Origin of the sequence: Exiguobacterium sp. S3 (assembly GCF_018617295.1) — a bacterium.
Lineage (GTDB): Bacteria > Bacillota > Bacilli > Exiguobacteriales > Exiguobacteriaceae > Exiguobacterium > Exiguobacterium profundum.
In genome coordinates this window covers 828,541-844,182 of sequence record NZ_JACSJW010000001.1, presented here as the reverse complement: position 1 = coordinate 844,182, position 15,642 = coordinate 828,541, and the positions used below count along the sequence as shown (strand labels likewise).

The 15,642-nt window shown below is 50.8% G+C and carries 15 protein-coding genes and 1 riboswitch; of the genes, 11 read left to right on the top strand and 4 right to left on the bottom strand.

Translation table 11 applies throughout. The annotated features are described in order from the left end of the window. Window positions 1-71 precede the first annotated feature (71 nt). From KNO65_RS04415 to KNO65_RS04400, 4 genes are all read left to right on the top strand, one after another. Window positions 72-1,148, top strand: a complete 1,077-nt coding sequence (locus KNO65_RS04415; RefSeq protein WP_214690577.1) for a nitric oxide synthase oxygenase — start codon at window positions 72-74, stop codon at window positions 1,146-1,148. A 14-nt stretch (window positions 1,149-1,162) separates the two neighbouring features. Next, window positions 1,163-1,582 (top strand): RDD family protein, encoded by a 420-nt coding sequence (locus tag KNO65_RS04410; RefSeq protein ID WP_214774773.1) that lies wholly within the window; start codon window positions 1,163-1,165, stop codon window positions 1,580-1,582. Between the two features lie 125 nt (window positions 1,583-1,707). Then, window positions 1,708-2,559: a DegV family protein gene (locus tag KNO65_RS04405; protein ID WP_078147420.1), complete on the top strand. Its 852-nt coding sequence runs from the start codon at window positions 1,708-1,710 to the stop codon at window positions 2,557-2,559. A 20-nt stretch (window positions 2,560-2,579) separates the two neighbouring features. Next, the gene (locus KNO65_RS04400; protein ID WP_214781865.1) at window positions 2,580-2,906 is read left to right on the top strand and encodes a thioredoxin family protein; all 327 of its coding nucleotides are present in this window, start codon (window positions 2,580-2,582) and stop codon (window positions 2,904-2,906) included. Between the two features lie 207 nt (window positions 2,907-3,113). On the opposite strand, the gene KNO65_RS04395 is transcribed toward KNO65_RS04400, so the two are convergent. The 3 genes from KNO65_RS04395 to KNO65_RS04385 all read right to left on the bottom strand — a co-directional run bounded on the left by KNO65_RS04395 (window position 3,114) and on the right by KNO65_RS04385 (window position 6,956). After that, window positions 3,114-3,839: a hypothetical protein gene (locus tag KNO65_RS04395; protein WP_078147418.1), complete on the bottom strand. Its 726-nt coding sequence runs from the start codon at window positions 3,837-3,839 to the stop codon at window positions 3,114-3,116. Window positions 3,840-3,923: 84 nt separating this feature from the next. Next, on the bottom strand, window positions 3,924-6,245 hold the full coding sequence (locus KNO65_RS04390) for an ABC transporter permease (protein ID WP_214781857.1): 2,322 nt from the start codon (window positions 6,243-6,245) through the stop codon (window positions 3,924-3,926). A gap of 12 nt (window positions 6,246-6,257) precedes the next feature. After that, window positions 6,258-6,956 carry an ABC transporter ATP-binding protein gene (locus KNO65_RS04385; protein ID WP_074036096.1) on the bottom strand — a complete coding sequence of 233 codons (699 nt, stop codon included), beginning with the start codon at window positions 6,954-6,956 and terminating at the stop codon, window positions 6,258-6,260. Window positions 6,957-7,117: 161 nt separating this feature from the next. Between KNO65_RS04385 and KNO65_RS04380 the strand changes: the two genes are divergently transcribed. Beyond that, the gene (locus KNO65_RS04380; protein WP_214781855.1) at window positions 7,118-7,948 is read left to right on the top strand and encodes a DegV family protein; all 831 of its coding nucleotides are present in this window, start codon (window positions 7,118-7,120) and stop codon (window positions 7,946-7,948) included. Between the two features lie 288 nt (window positions 7,949-8,236). Then, window positions 8,237-9,916, top strand: a complete 1,680-nt coding sequence (locus tag KNO65_RS04375; RefSeq protein WP_214781853.1) for a sensor domain-containing diguanylate cyclase — start codon at window positions 8,237-8,239, stop codon at window positions 9,914-9,916. 45 nt (window positions 9,917-9,961) lie between these two features. On the opposite strand, the gene KNO65_RS04370 is transcribed toward KNO65_RS04375, so the two are convergent. Next, entirely contained in the window at window positions 9,962-10,603 is a 642-nt protein-coding gene (locus tag KNO65_RS04370; protein WP_074036101.1) for a homing endonuclease associated repeat-containing protein, read from the bottom strand. A gap of 452 nt (window positions 10,604-11,055) precedes the next feature. Between KNO65_RS04370 and KNO65_RS04365 the strand changes: the two genes are divergently transcribed. The 5 genes from KNO65_RS04365 (at window position 11,056) to ribH (ending at window position 15,594) form a co-directional block, all read left to right on the top strand. After that, a complete protein-coding gene (locus KNO65_RS04365) occupies window positions 11,056-11,868 on the top strand; it encodes an undecaprenyl-diphosphate phosphatase (protein ID WP_074036102.1) in 813 nt (270 codons plus the stop codon). A gap of 80 nt (window positions 11,869-11,948) precedes the next feature. Further along, window positions 11,949-12,091, top strand: a riboswitch (FMN riboswitch). Between the two features lie 152 nt (window positions 12,092-12,243). Further along, on the top strand, window positions 12,244-13,308 hold the full coding sequence (gene ribD, locus KNO65_RS04360; protein ID WP_214781852.1) for a bifunctional diaminohydroxyphosphoribosylaminopyrimidine deaminase/5-amino-6-(5-phosphoribosylamino)uracil reductase RibD: 1,065 nt from the start codon (window positions 12,244-12,246) through the stop codon (window positions 13,306-13,308). Further along, the gene (gene ribE, locus KNO65_RS04355; protein WP_214690585.1) at window positions 13,308-13,949 is read left to right on the top strand and encodes a riboflavin synthase; all 642 of its coding nucleotides are present in this window, start codon (window positions 13,308-13,310) and stop codon (window positions 13,947-13,949) included. The genes ribD and ribE overlap by 1 nt, the downstream gene beginning before the upstream one ends. Then, a complete protein-coding gene (locus KNO65_RS04350; protein WP_074036106.1) occupies window positions 13,949-15,133 on the top strand; it encodes a bifunctional 3,4-dihydroxy-2-butanone-4-phosphate synthase/GTP cyclohydrolase II in 1,185 nt (394 codons plus the stop codon). The genes ribE and KNO65_RS04350 overlap by 1 nt, the downstream gene beginning before the upstream one ends. Beyond that, window positions 15,130-15,594 (top strand): 6,7-dimethyl-8-ribityllumazine synthase, encoded by a 465-nt coding sequence (gene ribH / locus KNO65_RS04345; protein ID WP_214781850.1) that lies wholly within the window; start codon window positions 15,130-15,132, stop codon window positions 15,592-15,594. The genes KNO65_RS04350 and ribH overlap by 4 nt, the downstream gene beginning before the upstream one ends. Window positions 15,595-15,642: the final 48 nt, after the last annotated feature.

The following is a 15,642-nucleotide window of genomic DNA, read 5'->3' as shown; positions in this document are numbered from 1 at the left end:
AGATAGTTGAAACAGGGGTCTCCTTTTCTCTAAGATGGAGAAAGAGAGAATCGAGTGAGGAGACCTTAGATATGAATCTGTATGAACAAGCGAGCGACTGGATGCGGCAATGGCATGACGACCCTTCCGAACGCCTCCGAGAAATCAAAGATGAAATTGAGCGCACGGGCACCTATTCATTGACGACGGAAGAGTTGTGTGAGGGTGCCAAGGTGGCGTGGCGGAATTCGAATCGTTGCATCGGCCGCTTGTTTTGGCAGACACTCCATGTGATTGACGCACGGGACGCCGATACGTTTGAGGCTGTCTACACCCATCTTGTCGACCACCTTCGGTTCGCCACGAACGGCGGAAAAATCCGTTCGACGATGACGGTTCTTCCGAACGAGTTCAAACTATTGAACACACAATTGATTCGGTACGCGGGATATGAGACACCTGACGGAATCATCGGAGACCCGATGTCCGTCACGATGACGAAGCGCGCGAAAGAACTCGGATGGGTCGGAGCCGGCACGCCGTTCGATATCCTCCCGCTCATGATCACGGACGGGCGAGACGTCCGCTTGTTTGAGTTGCCGAGTGAGGCCGTGCTTGAGGTGGACATTCGGCACGAGGATGTGGACTTGTTTGACGGACGGACCATCAAATGGCACGCAGTCCCAGCGATTGCGGATATGGAACTAGAGATCGGAGGTCTACGGTTTACCTCGGTCCCGTTTAACGGCTGGTATATGGAGACGGAAATCGGGGCAAGGAATTTGGCCGATACGGACCGTTATGATTTGTTGCCGCTCGTCGGACGGTCACTCGGGCTCGATACGACGAAAGAGCGGTCGCTTTGGCGCGACCGGGCACTCGTCGAATTGAACATCGCCGTCCTGCAATCGTTCGAGCGGGAAGGTGTGACCATTGTCGACCACCATACGGCTGCCAAACAGTTCAAGCGGTTCGAAAAAAACGAACGGGACGCGGGGCGTGACGTCACCGGGCAATGGAGTTGGCTCATCCCGCCTCTCTCTCCTGCGACGACGCACGTTTTTCACGAGCATTACGACAATCAGATCAAGACACCGAACCTGTTTGCTAGAAGTGGATGTCCGTTCTCAGGGTTTCGTCAGCTGGTAAAAGAGGAATTGAAAGGCTAGAACCGAGAGAAAGGATGATTGCTGTGGCAGTCCCACTTTGGAAACGAGCCGTCGCTGGTCAAATCGACCAACTCGTCTTTCAGACACCGGCAAAACTGATTGAAAAGGCCGTCCGTCAAAAGATTTGGCCAGACAAAGAAGTAAAACGGTATTACTTACCGACCGTCGTGACGATGGCCGGAGAAGTGTATTGTATGTTGTATCAAAACGGTCAGACGCTAGGAGACCGTGTCGTCGGAATTAAAGTCGTGAGTGCGGACGGACGCCCGCTTTCACTGGAGCAAGTCGTCAAACGAACACTCTATAAAGACGTCGTCTACCCGGCGACGCTTGGGATTCCGCTCATCCGTGCACTTCAACAGATGAAGTCGAATAAAGACCTCGAGTTGCCGCATGATGAGTTCGCCCATACAAAATTGATCTCGACCAAATGAAGAGGAGCAGGGCGACCGTGTGTCGCTCTGTTTTTTCGTCCCGTTCGGTCGAGTAGGAATAGCGGCGGGAAATAAGGTATAATGGGATTGGACAAAAATGAACGACTATTGGAGGCTTTTTAGTTATGACAAAAATCGCATGGATTACCGACAGTATGGCCAACTTCTCTCAAGAAGAGGCAGCAAGTCTCGGTGTCGATATCGTTCCGATTCAATTGATCGTGGACGGGAACGGCTATAGTGAAACCAAACTCTCTCTCGAAGACCTACATCGGTATATGATTGACCAAAAGAAAGAAGCGAAGACGTCACAACCGATCTTCGGAGATTTCATCGCCCGCTACGAACGCTTGAAAGAAGAGGGATATGATTGTGCCATCGCCGTCCATTGCTCGAATGGATTGAGCAGTACGGCGAAAAATTCGAAAGCAGCTGCCGAAGCGGCTGACTTTACCGTGTATACCATCGACTCGCATGCCGCACTCGAGGCGCAACAAGAACTCGTCCGAATCGGGAAGGCCGCTGAAGCTGAAGGCAAGTCAGTAGAGGAAATCGTCGCCCTTCTCGAAGCATGGCGCGATAAGAAGAACTTCTTCATGATCATTGGAAACATGGAAACGATGCGCCGAGGCGGTCGCGTTTCTTCCGGTGAGATGTTCCTTGCGAACATCTTGAACATCAAGCCGATCATCACCCTCGATGAGACGGGGAAAGTCATCCCGTTCAAAAAGGCCCGTTCATTGAAGAAGGCTTATGCGGAGATGGTCGGTGAACTCGAACGTCGTCATGCGGAAAACGGTGTGAAGGACAACCGGGTGTTCGTTCAGACGGCTCTCGCACCGAATATGCAAGATGACCTCGTCGCACTCATCGAGTCGAAACTACCAGGTCTCGAAGTCGTACGGACTCGATTCTGTCCTTCGATTGCGGTACATGCAGGATTCGAGACGGTCGGTGTCTTGTGGCTCAACGCTTAATCAAGTAGGAGGAATGTAAGATGGAAGCAATGACAACCTTGACTGGATTGAATGAACGGATTGCGAGCACGGAACAGCTGCTCGTCTACGTGTCACATCCGGGATGCAGTGTCTGTCATGCGCTGAAACCTCAAATCGAAGAGATGCTCCATCAGTTTCCGAAAATTGAGGCGGTCGCGGTGGATTCGGACGAGGTGCCGGAAGTCGCAGGCGCCTTCTCCATCTTCACCGTTCCGGTCGTCCTCTTTTTCATCAACGGGAAAGAAATGCTCCGTCGGGCACGATTCGTGCCAATCGGCGAACTGACGCATCAACTCGAACGCATGCAAGAAATGAGACGAGCGTGAACAGGAGGCTGGAACATAACTAGCCGATTTTAAAGATTTGTGATAAAAACAGGGGACCGGTCACCGATTTTCGGTGGCAGGACCCCTCTTTTTAGTCCGAAATGCGTGCGCGAACCCATAAAAATGACAAGAGGCCTCCGTGAGCGACTTGTTCGCTCACGGAGGCCTCTTTCTTATGAATCTACTGGGTTATGTCCAGCCTCTTTCTTATTCTGCTGCTTGTGGGACGAGATAAATCAAGCCAAACGGGTTATGCAATAAGTTGTCGATGGTCGTCCGCTCGTCTTCTCCCATCTCGACCGTGAAGGCACGCCCGTCCTCGAAGGCGAAATGGTCGCCGTCGCCGAACATCGCGCCACCGGAGATGAGGTGGAAGTTGAACGAATGAATCACGTGAATGGCATCTTCAATGTCGAGTGTCATCGGTACGGCCACGTCCGCATGACCGAACGCTTTCATTCCCCATGACATATAGGCGTTCTCTTCTTCTGTGATGGCCGTGAGGAGCGAGTAGTCGAGTGCGAGGTCTTCTTCTTTTGACTCTTGCCACTCGTCTTTCGAGTAAGCGACACCAGCTGACTCGACCATGACCCCGAGTCCACCTGCGTTCAAGACGGCGTTGGCGGCACGGCGCGCCGCGGCGACGTCTGTCAAATCGTTGACGTCGACAATCAAGTAGACGACATGCGTGTGACGAGCGATTCCTTTCGCCACTTTCGGTGTGAATCCGCCAGAACTCGCGTGAAGCATCGCCTCGGCGAGGGCTGGGTCACGTTCCACGACTTCAACGGTGAACGCCTTGCCTGTCTCATCTTCGAGCAATAACAGACCGGCCATCGTATAGCCTTCACTATGTAAACTGATTTGTTCGCTGACGCCTTCTGCGGAAGACCAGTTTCCGGGAATGGCGAGCATAACTTGTGTACGATTCATGTATATCATCCTTTTCTGCAAAAGTCAGGTCCCTCCTCAGGAGAGACCTGGTCTATCTCTTATTATGCCCTATTTTGGCATGAATTATTCTTGATATGTCTTCAATACTTCCTGAAGTGGGATTTGATCGATTTTTCGGCGGCTGATGAACGTACTCATAAAGAAGAGGAGAACGACAGCGCCAAGCGTATAGACGATATAGACCCATTCGAATTCAAGTGGGAGCACGAGTCCATAATTTTCTGCAAAGACGACGATGATGACCCGAAGCGTCAACAGGGCGATGGGGATGCTCAAGAGGGCAGAGATGAGCGCATAGATGAAGTAGCTGTTCAAAATCATGGAGCGGACTTCCCGTTTCTCATATCCCATCACCTTCAACAAGGAGATGACGTAATAGTTCTTCTCGACCGTCAGTGCCGTCAAGACGAACAGGATGCTGAAAGCGATGAGGGACGCCCCACCAATCAAGACATTCATCATGAAATTCATATATTGGTTGATCGATTCGGACTGATCAATCAACCCTTGGCGTGACAGAATAGTCGAATAGTCCGATTCGCTCGGACGCTCCGTCGCATAGATACCGTTAAACAGATCATCCGTTGCGCCAGCGGTGAGAAGTTCACTTAACGTCGCCCGGGGCAAATAGGCGAAGTCGCCAGAGAATTCATCGGCAATCCCGATAATGGGATAGGTCAACGTGTCCCCGTCGAGTGCAACATCGATGTCTTGACCCACATCGAGGCCGAGTTTTAGCGCGAGTGAGGAGGAGACGACAAGGCCGTCGGGTTCAAGTGTCAACACATCCCCATCTTCGTTTCGGAGTGGGAACAAGGTGTTGTCGAAGTCTAGTCCCTTCAAGGTGATCAGGTTATCTTCGACAAAGGCGAACGGATAGGTGAGGAACGGTTCTTGTCCCGCTTCTAAAACCGGTGTCCCGTCTGTATACGCCTCGTATTCATACACCGCTTCGTTCAATCCGCCAACGGTCATACGGTCGACGGCGCCGTTCATCATGAGGGAGAAAACGATGAGAATCGTCGAGAAGAGGATACCGAGAAAGAAGATGAGAAAACTCCCCGTGCTCTTGACGGCATACAAATATTTGAACTTCGTCTTGCCACTCGCCCGTCTCAACAGGCGACTGACAAGTCGACTGAGTCGATTCAATGAGACATTGTCCCGTGGTGACAAGAGGGCAAGGGCGCTCTCACCCATAATTTTATAGATGACAGCTCCTGCAACGAGCGCAAAGAAGAGGAGCGGGGCGAACACGGCTGTCACGAACACGAGTGGACTTTGGGCGATGGTGATGGACGGTAAAAGATAGAAGTCGAGATAGAGTTCTTTCAACGGGTTCGCGAAATAAAGCCCCAGGAAATAACCGATGATGAGCATAAAGAATGCGAAAACCAAGATGAGCACCAAGTAAGGCGATGCGATTTGCCGACGACTATAACCAATCGCCTTCAACAGTCCGATTTGTCCTCGTTCCGCCTCGAGCGTATTCGAGATCAGGATGGCGACGATGATGACAGCGATAGAAACGATAAAGAGACTGAGTCCGAGCGCCATCGCCTTGCCGGATGAAATCTCACTGTAGATGGCACCACTTCGGATAATATTTTCCGTCTCCATGACCGAGACGACAAACGGGAGGTCTATGTCGGTCTTGATCGCTTGATCGGTCACCCCGGACAGTCGGAAAGACTCTTGCCCGATGAATGTTTCGAACGATTCATCCGTCATCAAAAGGAGGGTCTGTGAACCAGGGTCCAAGTTGAAGAAGTTATCATCGAAGAGTGGGAGCGTATAGTCCGGAAAGAGGACAAATCCACTCACCGTGAACGGTTTGCCGATGTCGATTGTGTCTCCGATGTAGATACCGTTCTCCTCTGCATATTTTTTATTGAGGGCGACTTCGTCATTCGCGCTCGGTCGATCACCGGCTTCGAGGTAGGAGCGGTTGATCGTGTCTGATTCTTTGACGATCAATCCCCGATGTTCAATATCATCGAACGTGTAGGTGATGGCTTTTAAGTCACGGAGTTCAATCGTAGCATCCGGCATCTCCTGTTCGACGGCAGCGATTCGCGATGCGATCAGACGATTGAAGACTTCCGCATCGGCTTGTTTGATGTCAGCCAATGTGAACGTTCCTGTTTCCGCGAGCGTGGCGACAGCGGGGTCGCGTAACTCCTCTTCCGTCACCCGATTGAGCATGTCAATCGCAAAGTCTTCCTGATTCGATTCTTCCAGATACTCTTCAGTCGGGACCTCGATTCCACTGATGCCATAGAACATCATCGTGTACGTGAGTGAACTCATGACGATGATGATGGCGATGGCGAGGAGTTGCATCCACTTCCGATTTAATGTCTTCCAGACGTTTTTATACAGCATGTCGCCACCCCCTTATCCCCAATGGATGTCACGTGCCGCGACCCGGGTCTCATGATGGGTCACCTCCACGATTCGACCGGAGTTCATCTTGATGACATCGTCCGCCATCTCACTGATTCCATTATTGTGTGTGATGACGACGACTGTTTTTTGATACGTCTTGTTCAATCGTTCCAATAGTTCGAGTACTCTCTTCGAATTTTCCTCGTCGAGTGAGCCCGTCGGTTCGTCACAAAAGATGATGGCGGGATTTTTGGCGAGGCTGCGGGCGACGGAGACACGTTGCTGCTCACCGCCCGATAGTTGATAGGGGTATTTATCACGTGCCGCTGTGAGCCCAACTTGTTCGAGCAATTCATCAATCGGCAGCGGGTCTTTCGTTAAGTCAGAACCAATTTGTACGTTCTCATAGACGGTCAAGTTTTGAAGAAGGTTATATTGTTGGAAAATGAAGCCAAGATGGTCGCGTCGAAAAGCAGTCATCTGATCGACGGATAGGTCGGTCAGCACGGTGTCGCCGAACGTGATCTTACCTGAGGTGACCGTGTCGAGTCCGCTGATGACGTTGAGCAGTGTACTTTTCCCGCTCCCGCTTGGACCGAGGATCACGACGAACGCGCCATCCCGGATGGTGAGGTCGATGTCTTTCAAGGCGGCCGTTTCCACGTCGCCTGTCTTATAGATTTTGCTGACGTTCCGTAGTTCGATCATGCCACACACGCCTCCTTTATTTGTTATCTAAGGTATACCCTTTTCGAGAAGTGATTGGACGAGCTACACATAGGATGTTTTGAAAAAATAGTGAAACCGCTTCACCTGTGATAAAATAATATAACCAGGTACTAAAAACTTTTTTTAAGGGAGAACTCTTTATGAAGATTGCTTACATCACGGACAGTACGATTGTCCTTCCAGATGCATTAGCGCAACATCCTGGCATCCACATTGTCCCGCTCTATGTCGTCAAAGGGGACCAGCCGTATAAAGATGGAATCGAAGTTGACGCGAAAACGGTTTACGAGTGGATTGACGCGGGAGAGCGCGTCTCGACGAGTCAGCCCGCGATCGGGGATTTCGTCACACTCTATGAAAAATTGAAAGAAGAGTACGATATGGGCATCGCGATTCACCTATCGTCTGACCTGAGTGGGACGTATTCGGCGTCCGTTCAAGGGGCTGAGATTGCGGAGTTCAAGTTGCTCGCCTTCGATTCACGGGCAGGTATCTATACGATGGGACTCATGTTCGAGGAGTTGATTGAACGCGTCGAAAGAGGCGATGCGCTTGAAGACGTGGAAGCATACATGAAGAAGCGCGTCGAGGACGTCCGCATCGAATTGACGCTTCAAAACTTGACGCAGATGCAAAAAGGCGGTCGAATCTCTAAATCGAAGGCGCTCATCGGGAACATGCTTCAATTGAAACCTGTACTTCGATTCGAAGACGGTTTGATTGTCCCGTATCAAACGGTCCGCACATACAAGAAAGCACAAGCCCATTTGTTCGAAGTGTTACGTGCGGCAATCGAGTCCGGTGAATGTCAGGACGTCTCGATTTTCCACGGAAATGTCCCTGAGCTTGCTGAGGAGTGGAAAAAACAACTCGGTGACACGATTCCGATCAGAGTTGATACACTCGCACCACTTCTTGGGGCGCATACGGGATCCGGGTCAATTGGAATTTCTTATTTGAAAGCGAAATAATGATTAAAGGCGGTCCTCCTACGAGGATCGCCCTTTTACGTATTCTTTTGTTTCCGCAAATAGAGAAGTGTGATAGTGAGCGAATAGATGATCAAAAACGTGATCATAAATAGAGAAAAGTCCATGGTTAGCCCCCTTTATCCAAGTTGTTGCCGACATCTAGAAAAGCAAAACATCAAATTGGGAATCATTTCAATATTTCATTGTCTCAACTTTCAAACAATTGCTGGAATGTTTTTGCATTACGGGTCATACTAGAAAAAATGAACGAGAAAAGGGGGGAAGACGATGCGATTTCGGAAGTACCTAGTTCGGAGCTGGTTCGCGTGGACGCTCGTCTTCACGGGAGTGACGTATTTGACTTTCCAAAACCTTGAGGCGTTCGACTGGCCGTTGTTTTGGTTCATCTATACGCTTGGGGCATTGTTCGTCATGAATCCTTTAAAGCGCAGGCATCTTCACTTCACGTTCCATGAGATGTTTGTCTTTATCACATTCTTTTTATACGGACTGGCGCCCGCACTGTTGATGGGGCAATTGCTCCTCTTCACGTTTCAAGCGCGAGCCTTCAATCGTCGCGTCGGGCGACGACGGTTCCTTCATTTCTATCCGCTCAACACGGTGATTGAATGTCTGCTCGTTCTGTTGCCGGGGCTCGCCTATATCGCTCTCGGTGGACGGATCGGAGAGCCGATTCATTTGATGCAACAAGGCGTGGCGATGTTGGCGTTTTTAGGCACCTTGTTCCTCGTCTTGACGATGAGTTTTGCTTTATCCTACTTCATGGTTGGAGAACGGATCCCGTTCCCGATTATGTGGCGATTGATTCGCTTTGATTGGCTCGTCGTGTCACTCGAGCTTTTGTTCTCGATGATTGCCATCGAGTCGTATCTCGTCTTCGGTTATGTCGGACTCATCGTTACGTTCTTCGTACTATCTGTCCTAAAGATGACGATGTCGAAAGCGACGGAGACGGAAGAAACCAAGTCGAGAGTCGATCAAGTCGAACGCTTGAAAGAACAGCTGTACCGCGTGGACAGCGAGCAATTGTTGATTGAGAAGTTTTGGAACGGTCTACGTGATATCGTCGAAGTGGAGCGTGGTTGGCTACAGGTCAATCGAAAAGGGGAGCGGACGTTTTATGATATGACCGGTCGCGTCATCCCGAGTGTGCCGGATGCCTTCACGATTGAACGGTATCATGATGAGGACGAACCGTGTTTCGTCTATGACTCGCTCCATGAATGGCATCCTGAATTGCAGCGAAACCAACAGGAACTACACCATTCGGCGCTCGTCATCCAACCCGTTTGGGGAGCGGAGACGGCGGTCAGCTGCATGGTATCGACGACGGCAAACGGGGCATACGAAACTCCGGTTGCGGTTGAAGTGAACCGCCTCCTCAAGACGTTATCTTGGTCAATCGAACGCATCGATGAACGCAAACGTTTGCAACACGAGAGTTTGACAGATCCGTTAACGGGATTACATAATCAGCGGGCACTACGACGTTGGACGAAAGAACGTTTGAACGATGTGGCGTCCTATCCGCTCTCTGTTTTCTTGATCGATTTGGACCACTTCAAATCGATCAATGACACATACGGGCATGCATTCGGGGACGAGGTGTTGATTGAAGCAGGTCAACTCTTTACTCGCAATGTTCGAGCGACGGACTTGGTGACGCGCTACGGAGGCGAAGAGTTCGTGTTCGTCTTCCCGAGAATGGATGAGGCGGCCGCCAATCTGGTCGGTGAAAAGATACGAAACGCCTTGAAGCGCCATGATTTTGGGACAGAAGGCACGCGCATCACGGTGACGGCGAGTATCGGGATTGAAACGATTTATGAATATGAAGACCTCGATACAGTCTTGCGACATGCGGACCGAGCCATGTATGTCGGGGCGAAATTTAACGGGCGAGATCGTGTCGCCCACTATCATGATCTGTCGACAGAGGTCAGATGAAAGGAGGATCCCCAAAATGGTGGATCCTCCTTTCGTATGAAATGATTATGAGTTCGTATTATAAAGTTCAGATTCAACCGCATGAACGGCGGCTGACCAGGAGCCATAGCGATGCAAGATCGCTTTCGTTGAAGGTTTGTTGTTGCGCTTTGCCCATTCACGGTAAGCTTCGAATGAGAGCGAGAAGCCCATTTCCTGAATGGCTTCACGAAGGGCGTTCGAGAGTTCTGTTTTCGAATAGGTCACACTCGCCTCAAGTCCTGCCTCGGCACAGGCATCATGCCACGAACCGAACGTCTTGACGATATGATAATGGCTCGGTGCCTTCGGATGGAGCTTTCGCCATTGCTGATACTTCTTCAAGGTGATGATCGAGCCCATGTCTCGCGAATAAATGGCGAGCGTCTCGATGATGTCCTCGCGTGTATACTTCGGCATTTTGTCTGGCAATTCGACGGTTGACTCTCCATGCCATTCATAGCCTGCGATGGCAAGTGCCTCAGCCCATGACCCGAACTGACGAATGATCGACTCAGGAGACGGCCAATTCTGTTCCATTGCGAAGCGGCGATAGACAGAACGGCGTGGACGTTCCTTCAACAAGTCCCCGAGAAGACGAATGCAATGGATCATCCTTTGCTGTTCGGTAGACAAGTGATGGGATTTAGTGGATAGCGTTTGATTCAATGATGGTTCCTCCTTCCATGGACTCAAATCTGAACCGACAAAGATAAAAAAATGCTCCTACAATCATACTATCGGATTGTTTTTCGGATTTATTAACGTGATTTTGAAAAATTTTAAACAATTCCTAGGAATTGGATAGGACTAAAGTCGCAGTTGATAATTTCAAAAAATGGTAACAGTTCTATTACAAATTAAATCGAATTTCGAGAGAAATGTAAACATAAAGTTTTAATCACCCAAATTTGTAATATTTTTATAAAAAAGTACCCAGCTGGAGAGTTGGGGTCATCGCCTTCGCTCCAGATGAGTACCCTTCTATAATAAATTTAATTTTCAGACTAATCAATCAAATATTGAAATTACGGCAAAAAAATTTTAATGGCTGGTCAATGAAAGACCGATTCTGCTAAAATAGCCGCATTGAGTGAAAAACAGAAAAGAGGATCATCACTATGACAGTTTGGTTATTTTATACGTTACTTGGATTGATTCAAGGGTTCACAGAGCCCATCCCGATTTCATCGAGCGGACATCTTGTCATCTTCCAAGAACTATTTAACATTGACTTGCCGGGATTGTCATTTGAAGTTTTCGTAAACTTTGCATCGCTTCTTGCGGTTTTAACAATCTATCGTCAAGACGTCGTTCGTCTCATCATGAGTTTGTGGACGTTTTTATTTAAGAAAGACCGTTCGGATGAGACGATGGTCGACGTGAAGTTCATCGGGCTGTTACTTGTCGCGACCGTTCCGGCCGGTGTGCTCGGTGTCCTGTTTGGTGACTGGATCGCCGAGGTGCTCGGTGGCGTGGCGACAGTCGGCTATACACTCATCATTACGGGACTCGCCCTCTGGTTCATCCGGAATATGCGAGGAAACAAGGGCGACGGTGGCATTACGCTACGTGACGCCGTATTGATCGGACTTGCTCAGGCCGTGGCGCTCATTCCTGGGATCAGCCGTTCCGGAGCGACTATCGTTATGGCGATGCTCCTCGGAATCAAACAGGAATCCGCGCTTCGGTTCTCGTTCTTCCTGTTCATTCCGATTAGTCTCGGGACGATGATCTTGGACGGTCCGACGTTGTTCACAAACCCAGACACGCGTGATTTGTTCGGTCCGCTCCTTTTGGCATTTATCGCATCATACGTGTTGACGGCCATTTCATTGAAGTGGTTCCAGCACATCATGGCAAAAGGCGAATTGAAGTATTTTTCATATTACTGCTGGATTGTCGGGCTTCTCGTCGTCCTCTTTCTCGCATAATCGAGGCGCTACTCTCACGAGTAGCGTTTTTTGTTTTGCGAAATAAAAACAATTGCGATACAGTAAACCTGTACAAACAAATATTCCTTCGGGGTCGGGTGAAATTCCCAACCGGCGGTGATGGGCCTATGCCCTAAGTCCGTGACCCGGGCGCACGTGTGCGAACGGTGGATCTAGTGAGACTCTAGAGCCGACAGTATAGTCTGGATGGGAGAAGGAACAAAAAACAGGTCCACGTGACCTGTGCTTCGTCGTACGCTTTTCTGTATAGAAAACGTTTATTTGGCTTGCCAAAATTCGACGAAACCCTCCCACCAAGACCCTAAGGACTGCTCCTTAGGGTCTTTTGTTTGTACGGAAAAAGGAGGGAGAACGATGAAACAGTACATGGAACAGGCCATTCAATTGGCGAAATCAGCCGATGGACAGACCGGTGTCAATCCACTCGTCGGTGCCGTTCTCGTGAAAGACGGACGTATCGTCGGAATGGGTGCCCACCTTAATGCGGGCGAACCACATGCTGAAGTGCATGCGATTCGAATGGCCGGTGCGGCTGCATCCGGGGCGACTTTATATGTCACGCTCGAACCGTGCTCGCATCACGGTAAGACACCGCCGTGCGCCGATTTGATTGTAGAATCGGGCATCAAACGTGTCGTCGTCGCCATGAAAGATCCGAATCCACTCGTCGCAGGCAATGGGATCGTGCGCCTGCAAGCGGCCGGTGTCGAAGTCGATGTGGGTCTGCTGGAAGAAGAGGCGCGTGCCTTGAATCCGGTATTTTTGCGGTCGCTTGAGACGAAACGACCATACGTCATCTTGAAGACGGCAACGAGCCTCGATGGGAAAGTTGCCTTAGAGACGGGGGAGAGTCAATGGGTGACGAGTTCGGAAGCCCGTCGTGATGTGCATGAACTTCGTGCCACGGTCGATGCGATTTTGACCGGGATTGGAACGGTGCTCGCGGATGACCCATCGCTTACGGTTCGATTGGACCGCGTGACGCGACAGCCGAAACGAGTCGTGCTCGACCGTGACCTGAGGTTACCGCTCGCTAGTACGTTAGCACGTACCGCCGAAGACGTCCCGGTGCTCCTCTTCACTTCGTCAGATGAGGCAGAACGACGTGAACGAGCTCAAGCCGTCGGTATCGAATTATTCGATTATACGTCACTCGGCACGGTTCTTGAGACGCTATACGCAAATGGGATTGGGCGTGTGTTGATCGAGGCCGGACCGACGCTTGTCACCTCACTTCTTGACGGAGACTACGTGGATGAATGGGTCGCCTATCAATCACCACGGGTGTTCGGTGGGAAGCATGGCGTCTATCGCTCACAGCAGGAAGGGACGATCGATGGGATATCCCGTTTTACGATTCATCAGGTCGAAACGATTGGACCCGACCTGAAAGTCGTCCTTCGAAAGGGGGCGCTCTGATGTTCACGGGAATCGTAGAAGAAATCGGAGCGGTCAAAGCGGTCAAGCGCAACGGACCATCTTTACGACTCGTTTTGTCCGCTGTGAAAGTGCTTGAGGATGTGAAGCTCGGGGACAGCATTGCCGTGAATGGGATCTGTCTCACGGTGACGACGTTCGATGACGCGACGTTCTCTGTCGATGTCATGCCAGAAACATTGAAGGCATCGAGTCTAGATGGGGTCAAGCCTGGAACACCTGTCAATCTCGAACGAGCGATGCCGGCGAACGGACGGTTTGGCGGACATTTCGTATCCGGTCATGTCGACGGGGTCGGGCGAATCACGAAGAAACGTCCTCTCGCGAATGCGGTCTATGTTGATATCCAGTGTGACCGCGCGCTCCTTTCCTACATTGTCCCGAAAGGCTCGATATCTGTAGATGGAACGAGTTTGACTGTGTTTGACGTGTCAGAGCGTGGGTTTACCCTGTCCTTGATTCCACACACATACAGCGAGACCGTGCTTGGGATGAAACAGACGGGTGATTTAGTCAATTTAGAATGTGATCTGTTAGCAAAATATATGGAAAAGGTCGTCGGGCAGTCGAAGATGACGCTCGAGTCTTTGGCGGAACAAGGATATGGAAAGGCGGGATGGTAATGTTTGATTCGATTGAACGGGCGGTTGAGGAACTGAGACGAGGACGTCCCATCATCGTCGTGGATGATGAGGACCGTGAGAATGAAGGGGACTTTGTCGTACTCGGTGACAAGATGACACCGGAAACGATGAACTTTTTGATCACGGAAGGGAAAGGACTCGTCTGTAGCGCCGTAGCAGAAGAAGTGGCAGTTCGTCTCGACCTCGCGCCGATGGTGACGAACAGTACAGACCCACACGGTACCGCCTTCACGGTCAGTGTCGACCATATCGATTCGACGACTGGTATCTCGGCGAGTGAACGGTCTCACACCGTTCGTGAGTTAGCGAACCCATCGTCCCATCCATCCGATTTTCAACGTCCGGGACATCTGTTCCCGCTCATTGCGAAGAAGGGAGGCGTCTCCGTTCGCCGAGGTCATACCGAAGCGTCTGTTGACCTGGCGCGACTCGCAGGAAGTGAGCCGGTCGCGGTCATCTGTGAAATCATTCGAGAGGACGGGGAGATGGCACGCGTACCTGATTTGGTACAAGTCGCTGAACGCCACGGGTTGGCATTCATCACTATCGAAGCGTTAGTCCGATATATGGAGGAGAACCTCGTCACACGTGTTGCGGACGTGTCCCTACCTTCCTCAAAAGGAACGTTTCGCATGATAGGGTATGAGAATCGAATGGACCGTGAAGAGCATGTGGCGCTCGTGACGGAGACACTTGAGGAGGTCCCGCTCGTTCGCATTCACTCCGAATGTCTGACCGGTGACGTCTTCGGTTCGTTCCGATGTGACTGCGGTCCGCAACTGGACACGGCGATGGCACGAATCGAGCAGGAATCGGGCATCGTGCTCTATATGCGTCAAGAAGGGCGAGGCATCGGACTGTTGAACAAACTGAAGGCGTACGCCCTTCAAGAGAATGGATTGGACACGGTCGAGGCGAACGTGGCACTCGGGTTTCATCCGGACCTTCGGGACTATCGGGTGAGCGCGGCGATGCTTCGTGATCTTGGCGTCACCCGTGTCCGGCTCATGACGAACAACCCCGATAAAGTCGATGCCTTGGAATCATGTGGCATCACAGTCGTCGAACGCGTTCCGATTCATGTCGGTGCGCATGAAGCGAACGAATCGTATCGCCTGACGAAACAACTCAAAATGAATCATATTGGAGGAACATGGACATGACCTATACATTTGAAGGAAACTTAGTTGGAGAAGGTTTAAAGATTGGAATCGTCGTCGGACGGTTCAACGACTTGATCACGATGCGTCTGCTTGACGGGGCGAAGGATGCCTTAAAACGTCATGGAGTGAAGGAAGAGGATGTGTCGCTCGCTTTCGTCCCAGGAGCATTTGAACTTCCGCTCGTCGCAAAAAAAATGGCGATGAGCAAACAATACGACGCGCTCATCACGCTCGGAGCCGTCATCCGTGGTGCGACCCCGCATTTTGATTACGTCTGTAACGAAGCGGCAAAAGGGATCGCCCAGGCGAGCTATCAATCCGAAGTCCCGGTCATCTTCGGCGTGTTGACGACGGAGACGATTGAACAGGCGATTGAGCGTGCAGGAACAAAAGCAGGCAACAAAGGGTGGGAAGCGGCGACTTCTGCCATCGAGATGGCCAATCTGTTAAAGCAAGTCTAATCAAAACCGGGTGGCGACCACCCGGTTTTTCAAATGGGTAAACTAGGA

Bases quoted from the DNA above. Each gene is read 5' to 3' on its own strand.
- ribE (WP_214690585.1), top strand. From the start codon at position 13,308: ATGTTCACGGGAATCGTAGAAGAAATCGGAGCGGTCAAAGCGGTCAAG.
- KNO65_RS04385 (WP_074036096.1), bottom strand. From the start codon at position 6,956: ATGATCGAACTACGGAACGTCAGCAAAATCTATAAGACAGGCGACGTG.
- KNO65_RS04365 (WP_074036102.1), top strand. From the start codon at position 11,056: ATGACAGTTTGGTTATTTTATACGTTACTTGGATTGATTCAAGGGTTC.
- ribD (WP_214781852.1), top strand. From the start codon at position 12,244: ATGAAACAGTACATGGAACAGGCCATTCAATTGGCGAAATCAGCCGAT.
- KNO65_RS04380 (WP_214781855.1), top strand. From the start codon at position 7,118: ATGAAGATTGCTTACATCACGGACAGTACGATTGTCCTTCCAGATGCA.
- KNO65_RS04350 (WP_074036106.1), top strand. From the start codon at position 13,949: ATGTTTGATTCGATTGAACGGGCGGTTGAGGAACTGAGACGAGGACGT.
- KNO65_RS04415 (WP_214690577.1), top strand. From the start codon at position 72: ATGAATCTGTATGAACAAGCGAGCGACTGGATGCGGCAATGGCATGAC.
- ribH (WP_214781850.1), top strand. From the start codon at position 15,130: ATGACCTATACATTTGAAGGAAACTTAGTTGGAGAAGGTTTAAAGATT.
- KNO65_RS04405 (WP_078147420.1), top strand. From the start codon at position 1,708: ATGACAAAAATCGCATGGATTACCGACAGTATGGCCAACTTCTCTCAA.
- KNO65_RS04390 (WP_214781857.1), bottom strand. From the start codon at position 6,245: ATGCTGTATAAAAACGTCTGGAAGACATTAAATCGGAAGTGGATGCAA.
- KNO65_RS04395 (WP_078147418.1), bottom strand. From the start codon at position 3,839: ATGAATCGTACACAAGTTATGCTCGCCATTCCCGGAAACTGGTCTTCC.
- KNO65_RS04410 (WP_214774773.1), top strand. From the start codon at position 1,163: ATGATTGCTGTGGCAGTCCCACTTTGGAAACGAGCCGTCGCTGGTCAA.
- KNO65_RS04400 (WP_214781865.1), top strand. From the start codon at position 2,580: ATGGAAGCAATGACAACCTTGACTGGATTGAATGAACGGATTGCGAGC.
- KNO65_RS04375 (WP_214781853.1), top strand. From the start codon at position 8,237: ATGCGATTTCGGAAGTACCTAGTTCGGAGCTGGTTCGCGTGGACGCTC.